Source organism: Deinococcus arcticus (assembly GCF_003028415.1).
GTDB classification, from domain to species: domain Bacteria; phylum Deinococcota; class Deinococci; order Deinococcales; family Deinococcaceae; genus Deinococcus; species Deinococcus arcticus.
In genome coordinates this window covers 20,320-32,875 of record NZ_PYSV01000010.1, presented here as the reverse complement: position 1 = coordinate 32,875, position 12,556 = coordinate 20,320, and the positions used below count along the sequence as shown (strand labels likewise).

The window sequence follows — 12,556 nt, the reverse complement described above, 5'->3', positions numbered from 1 at the left end:
CCCTTCCAGGCTGGGCGAGGCGCAGAAGCCGCCCAGCAGGAATCCGCTTACGGCAGCGCTTCGGCTTCCCGGACGATGCTCAGCACGCGCTCGCGGATGTGGCGTTCCTCGCGCAGGTAGCGCTGGGCGCTCATCTGCACGCCAATGGCGGCCACCACGCTCTCGCCGTGGGGGTCGCCGGGGTGGGACAGGGCGTGGTATGGCACCCCCAGGGTGCACTGGCCCGGCACCCATTCCTCAATGGAATAGGCGTACCCCAGACGGCGCACCTTGGCCACCTCGGTGCGCCACTCGTCCAGCGAGGTGATGGAACTGGGGGTGCAGGCCGAGAAGGTGCGCGGTGTCAGGTCCGCGTGGGCATAGAGAATCTTGCCGCTGGCCGTGGCCGTGGCGGGCAGGTAGACGTCCAGCGGCAGGTCAATGTCGGCGTCGGGGTGGCGTTCGCGGATGGCGGCCACGATTTCCTCGCCTTCCAGAATGCACAGAAAGGCCACCGAGCGCACTTCCAGCGCCAGCCGGGTAATCAGGGCGCGCGCCTCGGGAAACCAGGGCAGCGCGGCCGTGAGCTGCGCGCCCATCTCGGCCAGGTGCCAGGACAGGCGGTACTTGCCGGCGGGCGTGCGGCGCAGGAACCCGGCTTCTGTCAGGCCGGCCAGATAGGCGTGGGCCGTGGCGCGGGGCACGCTCAGGTGCGCGGCCAGCGCCCGCACGCCCCATTCCGGTTGTTCGGCACTGAAGGCGCCCAGGATGTTCGCCGCTTTCTGTAACGACAGCACTCGTCCAGCTTACAGGGACGAGGCAGGAATGTATACCGCTGTGGGCTGTGGGGCGGCCTTCCGCTGAGCGTCGGCCTGGTCAAGCCGCCCCCCTGTGCACCCCGCCCGTGGGCCCTACGCCCCCCGCAGGTGGGCGAGCATCAGTTCGGCGGTGGCGCGCAGGGCGTCCACGTGGGTGCGTTCGTAGGCGTGGCTGGCGTCTACCCCGGGGCCAATCAGGGCCACCGGGTAGTCGCCGCCCGCGCGCCACGCCGCCGTGCCGTCGGAGGCGTAGTAGGGGTAGATGTCCACCCGCAGGTCCAGGCCAGCGCGCGTGGCGGCGGCGCGCAGCCGCCCGCCCAGCGCGTGGTCGTAGGGGCCGCCGCCATCGGCCACGCACAGGGTCACGTGATGCTCGCTGCTGGTCTGGCCCTCACCCACCGCCGCCATGTCCACGGCGATCAGCTCGTCGGTGTGGGGCGGAATGCCGGTGGCGGCGCCGTGGCCCACCTCCTCATAGGTGGTGACATGAAAGGCCGCCGTGACGGGCGCCGGGCGGGCCAGCAGTTCGCGGGTCACGGCCACGAACACCGCCACCGCCGCTTTGTTGTCCAGGTGCCGGGCCTTGATGTACCCGGCCGGGGTCACGCGCGGCCGGGCGTCGAAGCTCACGAAGTCGCCCACTGCCACACCCAGGGCCTGCGTGTCGTGGTCGCTGACCACCCGTTCGTCCAGGCGCACCTCCATAACCGCCGCTTCCCGCTTTAGCTCGCGCAGAGCTGGCCCGTGCACGTGGGTGCTCTGGCGCACGTTGACCACGGTGCCTGTCAGCTCGCGGCCGGCCTGGGTGTGCACGCGCACGTCCTCACCCTCCACGGTGGCCCAGTCGTAGCCGCCCAGGGCCCACAGGCGCAGGCGCCCCGACGGCTTGATGGCCTTGACCATGGCCCCCAGCGTATCCACATGCCCGCTGAAGGTGACGTGCCCCTTCCCTGTGCCCGGCACCTCCCAGGTCAGGGCGCCCTTGCGGGTGCGGGCCGGGGCCACGCCCAGGGCGCGCAGTTCGGTGTCCAGCAGGGCCACGGCCTGTTCGGTGAAGCCGGTGGGGCTGGGGGTGGCGAGCAGCCGCACCAGCAGGTCCAGTGTGGGTTCCAGGTTCATGGGGTCTCCAGGGGGGCCACCGCAAAGCCCTGGGCCTGGGCGCCGGCCAGGGTGGCGGTCCATTCAGGGGTGTCGGGCAGGCCCAGGGGGTGAAGGGTGTGGACCGCGCGGGTATGCAGGGCCGCGCCCAGCTCCGAATCCGCAAAGGCGTCGGGCAGCCCGGCGCGCACCAGCAGGTCACCGTGTTCCACCCGGAAATCGGGGTGTAGGGTCCAGGGCTTGGACAGCGTCGCCCAGTCAGCCCCCGGCGGGGCGTCCCACTGCACCACCGCCACCAGCCAGCCCTGCGCGCGCGCGGCCTCAATCTGGCTGGCCCAGCGCCGGACCAGGGGGCGTTCATCGGCCCGGCCGTCCAGGTGACAGCGCTGGGCATGCAGCAGCAGCAGGGCATGTGGGGTCAGCGGCATGCCCCGAAGCATAGCGGGGCCCGGGAGGCGCCCCCCGTCAGGTCTGCTCCAGTTTCATGCTCATGATGCTGGCGCCGGCGTCCACGTACACGGTCTGCCCGGTTACGCCACTGCCCAGATCCGAGAGCAGGAACAGGGCCAGCTTGCCCACCTCCTCGGGGGTGGCGTTGCGGCCCAGCGGCGCGCTGGCGGCGGCCTTTTCATACATGGTGCCAAAGCCGGGAATGGAACGCGCGGCGATGGTGCGCATGGGCCCGGCGCTGATGGTATTCACGCGCACACCCGCGCCGCCCAGTTCGGCGGCGAGGTAGCGGGTGGCGGCTTCCAGGGCGGCCTTGGCCACACCCATCACGTTGTACTTGGGCACCACCTGCTGCGAGGCGTGGTAGGTCAGGCTGACGACGCTGGCCCCCGGGCGCAGCAGCTCCTCGGCGTGGCGGGCGGTGGAAACCAGCGTGTAGGCGCTGACCGTCAGGGCCGTGTTCCAGTCCTCGGGGGTGGTGTCCACGAAGCGGCCGTCCATGGCCGTGCGCGGCGCAAAGGCGATGGAATGCACGAGATAGTCCAGATGCCCAAATTCTGCCTTCACGCGGGCAAACAGGGCGGCCAGATCTTCTTCTACCGTGGCGTCGGCCTGCTGGCTCCACACGCCCCCGCGCCCGGCCAGCAGCTTGTCCAGTTCACCTTTCAGGCGCTCGCCCTGATAGGAAAAGCCCACGCGGCAGCCCGCCGCGAGCAGCTGCTCCGCAATGGCCCAGCCCAGGCTGCGCGCGTTGGCCACGCCCATCACCAGGGCCGTTTTGTCGGAAAGATCTATCTGGACCGTCATGCGGGGGACTGTAGCAGCCCCCGGGGGCCGCGCGCTGAAGCGGGTGCAAAAGGCCGGCGCTGGGCCTGACCCCGCCGCCCACCGGCCTTCGCCTTCACCCACCCCCCCCACCCCCCCCGTCAGAATCTGGTGAGAGATGAACGGGGATACTGAAGACCTGATGCTCCTTCACGCGCCGCACCTCACTGCGCCGCACGCCTTCAGTACGCGTGTCGGGGGCGTGTCGCGCGGCGCCTACGCGGGCCTGAACCTGGATGACCGCGAGGACGACCCCGCCGACGTGGCCGAGAACCGGGAGCGCCTGTGCGCGGCCCTGGGCTTTGCCCCCGCGCAGGTGGCCCGCCTGACCCAGGTGCACGGCACCGAGGTGGTGCAGGTTCAGGGCGGCGGCGTGTGGACCGGCGACGCGCTGGTGACCACTCAGCCAGGGGTGCTGCTGGCCATCGGCACCGCCGACTGCTACCCCCTGCTGCTGGAAGACCCGGACACCGGGGTGCTGGGCGCCGCGCACGCAGGCTGGAAGGGCACACTGGGCGGCATTGCCGGGCGCACCGTGGCCGCCATGACTGCCCTGGGCGCCCGACCCGAGCGGATTCGCGCCGCTGTGGGCCCGGGGATCGGCGCCGCTGCCTACCCGGTGAGCGAGGGGGTGGCCGCCGACTTTGAAGCGGCGGGGCTGGGGGGCGCCGTGCAGCGCCGGGGCGGGCAGCCCCACCTGGACCTCGCCTGGGCCAACCGGGCCGCGCTGCAGGCGGCGGGCGTTCGGGCCGCCCACATCTGGGTCAGTGGCCGCTGCTCCACCGAAGCCGACTTCTATTCCTACCGGCGCGACGCCGGGCGCACGGGCCGCATGTGGGCCGTGATTGGCCGCGCCGCGCCGGGGGTGGGCGCATGAGCCTGCTGCGGCCCCACGACGTCATTGACCACGTGACCCAGATCACGCCTGAATTTCTGGCCGCGCGCGGACTGCGCGGACTGCTGCTGGACCTGGACAACACCCTGGTGCCCTACGGCAGCTACGAACACGGCGGCGCCGCCGGGGTCATGCGCTGGGCACGCGACCTGAAACTGGCGGGCATCCGGCTGTACCTGCTGAGCAACGCCACGGGCAGCCGCGCGGCCTTCTGGCTGGAACACCTGGGCTTTCAGGGCGTGGGACTGGCGGGCAAACCCAACCCCCGCGCCTTTCGCCGCGCCGTGAGCGCCATGGCGCTGTTGCCGCACCAGGTGGGCATGGTGGGCGATCAGGTGTTCACCGACATTCTGGGCGGCAACCTCAGCGGCATGCACACCATTCTGGTGCAGCCGCTGGCCACCAACGCCCTGCCCCATACCCGCGTGGCCCGCAAGCTGGAACGCGCGGTGCTCAAACGCTACGGCCACGACTGGCGGCCCGGCGCCGCTGCGGAGCCCGCCGCTGCACCACAGGGCACAGCACCCTCAGAAGGAGAGATGAACTATGGCACTTTCAATCGGTGACCGGCGCCTCGGGGCCATCCTGCTGGAACAGGGGTATGTCAATGACGCGGACCTGCAAAAAGCCCTGGTGCGCCACGCCGAGGTGGGCGGGCGCCTGGCTGACATCCTGATCGATTCGGGGCTGGTGGGTGAAAAGCGCATTGCCCGCGCCATTGAAGAGGCGCTGGGCATTCCGCTGGTGAACCTGCTGGTGGTCACGCCCGACGCAGGGGCCCTGGGGGCGGTGCGCGCCCAGACAGCCATGACCGTGCAGGCCTTTCCCTTCGCGCTGGAGGGCGGCACCCTGCGCGTGGCCATTGTGGACCCCCTGTCGAGCTACGCCATTGAGGCGCTGGAAGACGACAGCGGCCTGAACATCGAGCCGTACCAGGCGCTGCGCGACCAGATCATGTGGGCCATTGCCACCAACTACCCCGAACTGAACCTCTCGGCCGATCTGCCGGCCGACGCCGAGGGCAACAGCGGCGGCGGCATGATGGGCCAGCGCCTGATTGCGCGCGGCCTGATCACCGACGCCCAGCTGCAGATGGCCCTGGACGCCCAGCAGCAGACCGGCGAGCCGCTGGGCGCCACCCTGATTGCCCAGAAGGCCATTACCGAAGACCAGCTGTACGAGGTGCTGGCCGAGCAGGTGGGCACGGTGTTTCTGCGCAACCCGCGCGACTTCCAGCCCAGCGAGGACGTGCTGGGCGCCATGCTGCGCGCCGACGCCCTGCGCCTGACCGCCGTGCCGGTGGATGAAACCGACACCGGCGTGACGGTGGTCACCAGCGATCCGCGCAAGCGCGACGACCTTGAGGCCCTGATTGGCCGACCCGTGAACCTGATTCTGGCCAAGCCCTCGGACGTGGAACTGCTGATTGAGCGCTTTTACCCGCAGCGCGGGCGCCTGGGCGAGCAGATGGTGCAGCAGGGCACCCTGTCGCGCGCGCAGCTGCGCGAGGCCCTGCAGGTGCAGGCCAGAGAGGGCCGCGTCAAGGCGCTGGGTGAAGTGATCGTGGAACTGGGCTTTGCGGGCGCCGACGAGATTGACAACGCCCTGCAAAAGCAGAACGCCGGGGGCGGCCGCCTGGAAGACACCCTGGTGCAGTCCGGCAAGCTGAGCCCCGAGATGCTGGCGCGCTCGCTGGCCGCGCAGCTGGGCTACGAGTTCCTGGACCCGGTGCAGAACCCACCCGACGCCAAGGTGGCCCTGATGATCCCGGAAGCCACCGCGCGGCGCTACGGCGTGGTGCCCATCCGCCTGCAGGGCGAGTCACTGGTGATTGCCATGAAGGACCCGCGCAATGTGTTTGCGCTGGACGACCTGAAGCTGATCACGGGCCGCGAGATCGTGCCGGCCGTGATGGCGGAAAAGGACATCATCCGCCTGATTGAGCGCTACTTCGGCAACAAGGACATGGCCGACCTGAACCAGCGCCTGGTGCAGGAAAGCAACAAGCGCGAGAAGGAAACCAAGCGCCAGGACGACGTGGACATCTCGGCGGGCCTGGACGACAACGCCGTGGTGCGCGTGGTGGACAACATCATCCGCGAGGCGGCGCTACAGGAAGCCAGCGACATTCACATTGAGCCCACCGAAACGGCCCTGCGGGTGCGCTACCGGGTGGACGGCGTGCTGCGCGAACAGAACGCGCTGCCCAAGGGCAGTTCGCAGAGCATCCTGGCGCGCATCAAGATTCTGGGCAGCCTGGACATCAGTGAACGCCGCGTGCCGCAGGACGGCCGCATCCGCTTCAAGAAGGGCTCCATTGACCTGGACCTGCGCCTTTCAACCCTGCCCACCGTGTACGGGGAAAAGGCCGTGATGCGCCTGCTGCAAAAGGCCAGCAACATCCCCGAGGTGGAGCAGCTGGGCTTTTCGGAACACAACTACCAGCGCTACCTGGACACCATCCACAAGCCCAACGGCATCTTTCTGGTGACTGGCCCCACGGGTTCGGGAAAATCCTTTACCTCCTTTTCCACCCTCAAGCGCATCGCGGTGCCCGAGAAGAACACCACCACCATTGAAGACCCGGTGGAATATGAAATTCCCGGCATCATTCAGTCGCAGGTGAACCCGGTGGCGGGCATGACGTTCGCCCGCGCGCTGCGCGCCTTCCTGCGTCAGGACCCGGACATCATCTTCGTGGGGGAAATCCGCGACGCCGAAACCGCCAAGATTGCCGTGGAAGCCGCGCTGACCGGTCACCTCGTGCTGGCCACGCTGCACACCAACGACGCCCCGGGCGCCATCGTGCGCCTCGAAGAAATGGGCGTGGAGCACTTCAACATCGGCGCGGCCGTGGTGGGGGTGGTGGCCCAGCGCCTCGTGCGCAAGGTCTGCAACGACTGCAAGGCCCCCACCAACGCCGACCCCGATGTGCTGCGCCGCCTGGGGATTACCGAGCGCGACCTGATGGGCGCCCAGCTGATGCGCGGCGCGGGCTGCAACCGCTGCGGCGGCACCGGCTACAAGGGCCGCATGGGCATTCACGAACTGATGGTGATTGACGAGCCGCTGCGCGTCGCCATCGGCGCGGGCAAGAACGCCACCGAAATTACCGAAGTCGCCATCCGGCAAAGCGGCATGAAAACCCTGCGCCAGGACGGCATTGACAAGGCTCTGTCCGGCATCACGACCCTGGAAGAAGTGCTGGCCGTCACCAGCAAGTAACCCCCAGCGCCTCACCCCGCCCTCTCCCCTGCCCCGAGGTATTCCCCATGACCCAGCCTGCCGACATCACCGATATCCTGCGTTTCGCCGCCGACAAGGGCGCGTCCGACGTGATCATCACGGTCGGCCTGGCGCCGCAGTTCAAGCTGCAGGGCGTGTACGACGCCCAGGGCTTTGCCGAACTGGGCGCCACCGACACCCGCAAGCTGATGTATTCCATGATGAACGAAAAGCAGCAGCGCACCTTTGAAGAGCGCCGGGAACTGGACTTCTCGTTTGCCCTGGGTGAAAAGGCCCGCTTCCGCGTGAACGCCTTTATGCAGCGCGGCAACGTGGGCGGGGTGCTGCGCCTGATTCCCACCAAGATCAAGAGCGCCCAGGAAATGGGGCTGCCCCAGAACGTCATTGACATTTCCAACGCGCCGCGCGGACTGGTGCTGGTGACCGGGCCCACGGGCTCGGGCAAATCCACCACGCTGGCGGCCATGATTGACCACATCAACACCACCAAGCGGCTGCACATCATGACCATCGAGGACCCCATCGAGTTCATGCACACGCACAAGCAGTCCATCATCAACCAGCGCGAGGTGGGCGCCGACACCATGAGCTTCAACGACGCCCTGCGCGCGGTACTGCGCCAGGCCCCCGACGTGATTCTGGTGGGCGAAATGCGTGACTACGAGACGATCAAGGCTGCCGTGACGGCCGCCGAAACCGGCCACCTGGTGATGGGCACCCTGCACACGAACAGCGCGCCCGAATCCATTGACCGTATCGTGGACGTGTTTCCCGAGGAGCAGCAGGAGCAGATCCGCGTGCAGCTGGCCAACAACCTCGTGGCGGTCATGACCCAGCAGCTGCTGCCGCGCCTGGACGGCCAGGGCCGCATCCTGGCCTACGAACTGCTGATTGCCAACCCCGCCGTGCGCGCCCTGATCCGCGAGGGCAAGACCTTCCAGATCACCAGCGTCATGCAGACCGGGGCGCGCGAGGGCATGGTGACCATGGACGCCTTTCTGGCCAACCTGTACCGCCGCCGCGTGATCTCCTTTGACATCGGTGTGGAGCGCGCCGTGGACGCCAAGGAATTTGCCCGCCTGGCCAACGACCCCACGATTGGGCAGGCCGGGGGCGCCGCCGCCGCCCCCGCCGGCTACGGCAGCGCGCCCGTGCAGGGCTTCGGCGTCACGGCCCCCACCCAGAGCCCCGGGCGCGGCGATGCGGGCCGGGGTGACGCCCGCAGCACCAGCACGCCGGAGATGGGCGGCGGCGGGTACGGCCGGCGCTAAGCCGCACCAGAGCCCCGGGGCGCGGCCGTCCGTACTGGACAGCCGCGCCCCCATGCTTGCAGCCTCCCCCCACTCGTCTGCACGTCCACGCCCCTTCCCCTACTTTGTTTTTCACTGCAGGGAGTAGAGTGTGCAGGTGACGTGGCTTAAGCCAGTGGAAATCGGACCGGACGCCCAGGCGACTTTCGGTGAATTTGTGCGCGACCTGGACGCGCGTCTTCTGGACCCGGCCACCAACCGCGCCGAGCTGGTGCGCGACATTCTGGCGCAGGTGATGTACGGCCGGTCCGCCGCGCAGCTGCTGGCGGACGCCCCGCTGGCCGCCCTGAACCTGGACCCGCGCAACATCACCTTTGAAGCCGAGTACTACATGGCCACCGACGCCGAGCAGTTCGCCCGGGTCAAGCCGCTGCTGTGGCTGTGGAAGAGCCTGGACCAGACCCCGCTGGGCCAGAACCCGGCGCTGGGCATTCCGGTGCGGCGGGTGCTGGCCGGCCACATCTTCAAGCGGGTGGGGCGCAACTTCAAATGCTGGCAGAACGTGGAATTCAGCGTGGGCTACAACATGGAAGTGGGCGACAACGTGGTGGTGCACCGCCATGTGCTGCTCGACGACATCGGCGGCATTGAGCTGCACGACGGGGCCTCGGTCAGCGATTACGTGAACATCTACAGCCACACCCACAGCGTGCTGGACGGCCCGGACGTGACCCTGCGCAAAACCGTGATCGGCCGGGGCGCGCGCATCACCTACCATTCCACCGTGCTGGCGGGCAGCGTGGTCAGCGACGACGCCATGCTGGCCACCCACGCCCTGCTGCGCGGTGATATTCCGCCGCACGGTATTGCCATGGGCCTCCCGGCGCGCACCACCCGCGTCAAACTGCGCCCCCCCACCCAGGTGCAGGTGGACGCCCGCACCTGGCCCCGCGAGGCCGCCCGGAAGGCCAACCCCGAATTCCCGCAGCCCACGCCCAACCAGACCCGGGTGCCCGAAGCGGGCCCGGAAGCCGGGGCCGAGCCGGAAGCGCGGCAGCCGGTCGGGCGCGAGGGGTAAGCGGGACAGGCGCGTACCCGGCCTGCCCCGCTCCCTTGACTGGGCCCCCTTCTGCCTCTGCCCCCTTGCTCCTGGCGGCCTTTACAGCTCGGTGGTTTCGCCGGGCTTCAGCAGCCGCACGTCCACACCCCGGGCCGCGCCTTCACGGGCAAATACGGCCGGGTCGCCAGTCAGCACCGGGAAGGTGCCGTAGTGCATGGGAATGGCCACCTTCGGGCGCAGCAGCTCCAGCGCGCGCGCCGCTTCCTCGGGGCCCATGGTGAAGTGGTCCCCAATGGGCAGCAGCGCGGCGTCCAGGCCGAGGTCACCAATCAGGCGCATATCGGAAAAGAGGCTGGTGTCGCCGGCAAAGTATACGCGCTGCCCGCCCAGTTCAATCACCAGTCCGGTGGGCATGCCGCCGTAGGTGCCGTCCGGAAACGAGGAGCTGTGCCACGCCGGGGTCAGATAGACGCTGCCCCACTCGGCGCGGTAGGTGCCGCCAATGTTCAGGGCCACCGCGTTTGTGGCGCCGTGTTTCATGGCGTAGCCGGCAATCTCGGCGGTGGCAATCAGGGGCACCCCTCCCTTGGCAAAGGCCAGGGCGTCGCCCCAGTGGTCGCCGTGCGCGTGGCTGATCAGCACCGCGCTGGGCTTGAGGGCCAGGGCCTCGTCCACACCCAGGCTGGCCTGTGGGTTGCCGCTCAGAAAGGGATCAAGCAGCAGGCGGTGGTCGGGGGTGTGCAGCACAAAAGCGCTGTGGCCCAGAAAGCGGATGTTCATGGGGGACCTCCTGTGACGGTCATACGGACTGCCGTCTGTTCCGCCAACCAGCCCGAACAGAGGCCGGCTTGCTGTCTTCACGCCCGGAGGGGCGTCCAGCTCTTTCTCACTTCGCTCGGGTTGCGCCGCTTTGGCCAGCGATTCAATCCGAGTCCGTCTCATTTCAGCACGTCCGCGCCCTGGGCCTCTATCTTCAGCAAGTCTCCATGTGCGGCGCCCGGGCCCCCGCCCATGGCCCAGGGTCCGTTCAGGCCGTATAGTGGGCGCGCAAACGCCCGGCCTTCTCCGCCCCCTTGTCCTGAAAGGAGCGCCCCTCTCCGTTGCTGCCCACCCCGCTTGGTCAGGTCAGTGTCCGGGACATCCTGGACATCGCCCTGGTTGCGTTTCTGATCTACCAGGGTTATCTGCTGGTGGCCGGCACGCGGGCGGTGAACGTGGTGCGCGGCATTCTGGTGTTTGCCGGCGTGTGGGTGGCGGCGCAGCTGCTGAACCTCACCACCCTGGGCTACCTGCTGGGGCGGGCGGGCACCGTGGGAATCTTCGCCCTGATCGTGCTGTTTCAGCCGGAACTGCGCGCGGCCCTGGAACGGGTGGGCCGCCCCCGGGGCGCGGGCGCCGGGGCGGGCGGCGCCGCCCTGCAGGACCTGGCGCGCGCCATGGAGCGCCTCTCGGAGCGCAAGACGGGCGCCCTGATCGCCATTGAGCGCCGCACCCCGCTGGGCGAGTACGCCGCCACGGGCGTCGCGCTCGACGCCCTGGTGAGCGTGCCGTTTCTGGAAGCCCTGTTTGCCCGCAACGCCCCGCTGCACGACGGCGGCGTGATTGTGCAGGGTTCACGCGTCATTGCGGCCGGCTGCCTGTTTCCGCTGCAGTCCAGTGACGGCACCTACCGCCGCTACGGCACCCGCCACCGCGCGGCCATTGGCCTGTCGGAACTCACCGACGCCGTGGTGCTGGTGGTCAGCGAGGAACGCGGCAGCATGCGCCTGGCACTGGGCGGGCGCCTGGGCCCGGACCTGAACGGCACCGAACTGCGCGAGCAGCTGCGCGCCCTGGTGTACGACCGCCTGCCGGACCTGGACGGCGCCGCCCCCGCCCCGGAGGCCCGGTGAGCGCGCCGCGTCTGGCCCGGCTGCGCCGCTGGCTGAGCCCGCGCTACGCCTGGACGCGCTTTACCCACAACCTGGGGCCCAAGCTGCTGGCGCTGGGCGTATCGCTGACCCTGTGGTTCGTGGCCACCGCTGACCGCCGCGCCAACGTGACCCAGGGCTTCGACGTGCCGGTCACGGTGCGCGACACCACCGGGGGCGGCGAGGAAAAACGCGCCACCAGCAACCTCAGCCCGGCCTCGGTGCGCGTGATTCTCTCCGGGCGCCCCGAGCGGCTGCGCGAACTGGACAGCGGCAGTGTGGAGGCCGTGGTGGACGTCACCGGCATTCCCGAAGGCAGCTTTACCCAGCCGGTCACGGTCACCCCGCCCACCGGCACGGCGGTGCAGCGCCTGACCCCCACCCGGGTGCAGGGCTTCGTGGACACCCAGGTGCAGCGCACCCTGCCCGTCACCCTCAGCGTGACCTCGCCGCCCGAATCCAGCGTGCCGCGCTACGTGGTCTCGCCCACCGAGGCCAGCGTGACTGGCGCCGGGCGCGTGCTGACCACCGTAGCGCGGCTGGTCACCAGTCCCGCCGCGCTGGCGGCCGGCGGCCAGCAGGAGGTGGCCCTGATTGCCCTGGACAGCGGCGGGCGACCGGTGCCCGGGGTGACGGTGCGGCCCTCCACCGTCACCGTGCGGCGCCTGGACACCGGCGAGCTGCCGGTGAAGACGGTGCGGGTGGTGCTGAACGAGCCGCCGCCGACCCTGCGCGTGGTCGCGGTCAGCCTGCAGCCCAGCACGGTGCGCGTGGTGGCCGCTCCGGAGTTGCTCGCGCGCCTGCGCGAGGTGGGTGGCACCGTGACCTACCGCGCCGGCACCTACACCGTGCCTGTGCGGCTCTCGGTGCCTGCCGGGGCGCAGGCGCTGGAAACGGTGAGCGTGCGCCTGACGGTCGCGACGCGGCCCGCCCCCACCCCCCCTGCCCCGTGAAGGAGCGGCGCCACCGCGTTCGTGCCTTGCCGGCGCGCGGCGGCATCAAGCCCCTATGCCCGCGAAAAACCG

12 protein-coding genes are annotated in these 12,556 nt (G+C 69.6%); 7 read left to right on the top strand and 5 right to left on the bottom strand.

What is annotated here, in order from left to right; genetic code table 11:
- Positions 1 to 47: 47 nt before the first annotated feature.
- From C8263_RS11145 to C8263_RS11130, 4 genes are all read right to left on the bottom strand, one after another.
- Positions 48 to 776 carry an IclR family transcriptional regulator gene (locus tag C8263_RS11145; protein WP_107138198.1) on the bottom strand — a complete coding sequence of 243 codons (729 nt, stop codon included), beginning with the start codon at positions 774 to 776 and terminating at the stop codon, positions 48 to 50.
- A 114-nt stretch (positions 777 to 890) separates the two neighbouring features.
- Complete coding sequence (locus tag C8263_RS11140) at positions 891 to 1,916, bottom strand: M42 family metallopeptidase (protein WP_107138197.1); 1,026 nt, start codon at positions 1,914 to 1,916, stop codon at positions 891 to 893.
- Positions 1,913 to 2,323, bottom strand: coding sequence for a cysteine hydrolase family protein (locus C8263_RS11135; RefSeq protein ID WP_107138311.1), 411 nt, complete (start codon positions 2,321 to 2,323; stop codon positions 1,913 to 1,915). Before C8263_RS11135 ends, C8263_RS11140 begins: the two co-directional genes overlap by 4 nt.
- 37 nt (positions 2,324 to 2,360) lie before the next feature.
- Positions 2,361 to 3,152: an enoyl-ACP reductase FabI gene (locus tag C8263_RS11130; protein WP_107138196.1), complete on the bottom strand. Its 792-nt coding sequence runs from the start codon at positions 3,150 to 3,152 to the stop codon at positions 2,361 to 2,363.
- Positions 3,153 to 3,288: 136 nt separating this feature from the next.
- Between C8263_RS11130 and pgeF the strand changes: the two genes are divergently transcribed.
- From pgeF to C8263_RS11105, 5 genes are all read left to right on the top strand, one after another.
- Positions 3,289 to 4,047 carry a peptidoglycan editing factor PgeF gene (gene pgeF / locus C8263_RS11125; protein WP_107138195.1) on the top strand — a complete coding sequence of 253 codons (759 nt, stop codon included), beginning with the start codon at positions 3,289 to 3,291 and terminating at the stop codon, positions 4,045 to 4,047.
- Positions 4,044 to 4,631 (top strand): YqeG family HAD IIIA-type phosphatase, encoded by a 588-nt coding sequence (locus C8263_RS11120; protein WP_107138194.1) that lies wholly within the window; start codon positions 4,044 to 4,046, stop codon positions 4,629 to 4,631. The genes pgeF and C8263_RS11120 overlap by 4 nt, the downstream gene beginning before the upstream one ends.
- Positions 4,612 to 7,290, top strand: a complete 2,679-nt coding sequence (locus tag C8263_RS11115; RefSeq protein WP_107138193.1) for a type II/IV secretion system protein — start codon at positions 4,612 to 4,614, stop codon at positions 7,288 to 7,290. The genes C8263_RS11120 and C8263_RS11115 overlap by 20 nt, the downstream gene beginning before the upstream one ends.
- Before the next feature lie 47 nt (positions 7,291 to 7,337).
- Entirely contained in the window at positions 7,338 to 8,582 is a 1,245-nt protein-coding gene (locus C8263_RS11110) for a type IV pilus twitching motility protein PilT (protein ID WP_107138192.1), read from the top strand.
- Between the two features lie 136 nt (positions 8,583 to 8,718).
- The gene (locus tag C8263_RS11105) at positions 8,719 to 9,639 is read left to right on the top strand and encodes an acyltransferase (RefSeq protein WP_199188384.1); all 921 of its coding nucleotides are present in this window, start codon (positions 8,719 to 8,721) and stop codon (positions 9,637 to 9,639) included.
- A gap of 81 nt (positions 9,640 to 9,720) precedes the next feature.
- On the opposite strand, the gene C8263_RS11100 is transcribed toward C8263_RS11105, so the two are convergent.
- Positions 9,721 to 10,401 (bottom strand): metal-dependent hydrolase, encoded by a 681-nt coding sequence (locus tag C8263_RS11100; RefSeq protein ID WP_107138191.1) that lies wholly within the window; start codon positions 10,399 to 10,401, stop codon positions 9,721 to 9,723.
- A gap of 323 nt (positions 10,402 to 10,724) precedes the next feature.
- Here C8263_RS11100 and cdaA point away from each other — a divergent pair, with 323 nt between their 5' ends.
- Both cdaA and C8263_RS11090 read left to right on the top strand, forming a co-directional pair.
- Positions 10,725 to 11,513 (top strand): diadenylate cyclase CdaA, encoded by a 789-nt coding sequence (gene cdaA / locus C8263_RS11095; RefSeq protein WP_107138309.1) that lies wholly within the window; start codon positions 10,725 to 10,727, stop codon positions 11,511 to 11,513.
- Entirely contained in the window at positions 11,510 to 12,484 is a 975-nt protein-coding gene (locus C8263_RS11090; RefSeq protein WP_107138190.1) for a CdaR family protein, read from the top strand. The genes cdaA and C8263_RS11090 overlap by 4 nt, the downstream gene beginning before the upstream one ends.
- Positions 12,485 to 12,556: the final 72 nt, after the last annotated feature.

What these genes read in the sequence shown, in the direction of transcription:
- C8263_RS11135 (WP_107138311.1), bottom strand. Translation starts at nt 2,323, where the DNA reads ATGCCGCTGACCCCACATGCCCTGCTGCTGCTGCATGCCCAGCGCTGT.
- C8263_RS11100 (WP_107138191.1), bottom strand. Translation starts at nt 10,401, where the DNA reads ATGAACATCCGCTTTCTGGGCCACAGCGCTTTTGTGCTGCACACCCCC.
- pgeF (WP_107138195.1), top strand. Translation starts at nt 3,289, where the DNA reads ATGAACGGGGATACTGAAGACCTGATGCTCCTTCACGCGCCGCACCTC.
- C8263_RS11115 (WP_107138193.1), top strand. Translation starts at nt 4,612, where the DNA reads ATGGCACTTTCAATCGGTGACCGGCGCCTCGGGGCCATCCTGCTGGAA.
- C8263_RS11140 (WP_107138197.1), bottom strand. Translation starts at nt 1,916, where the DNA reads ATGAACCTGGAACCCACACTGGACCTGCTGGTGCGGCTGCTCGCCACC.
- C8263_RS11110 (WP_107138192.1), top strand. Translation starts at nt 7,338, where the DNA reads ATGACCCAGCCTGCCGACATCACCGATATCCTGCGTTTCGCCGCCGAC.
- C8263_RS11130 (WP_107138196.1), bottom strand. Translation starts at nt 3,152, where the DNA reads ATGACGGTCCAGATAGATCTTTCCGACAAAACGGCCCTGGTGATGGGC.
- C8263_RS11120 (WP_107138194.1), top strand. Translation starts at nt 4,044, where the DNA reads ATGAGCCTGCTGCGGCCCCACGACGTCATTGACCACGTGACCCAGATC.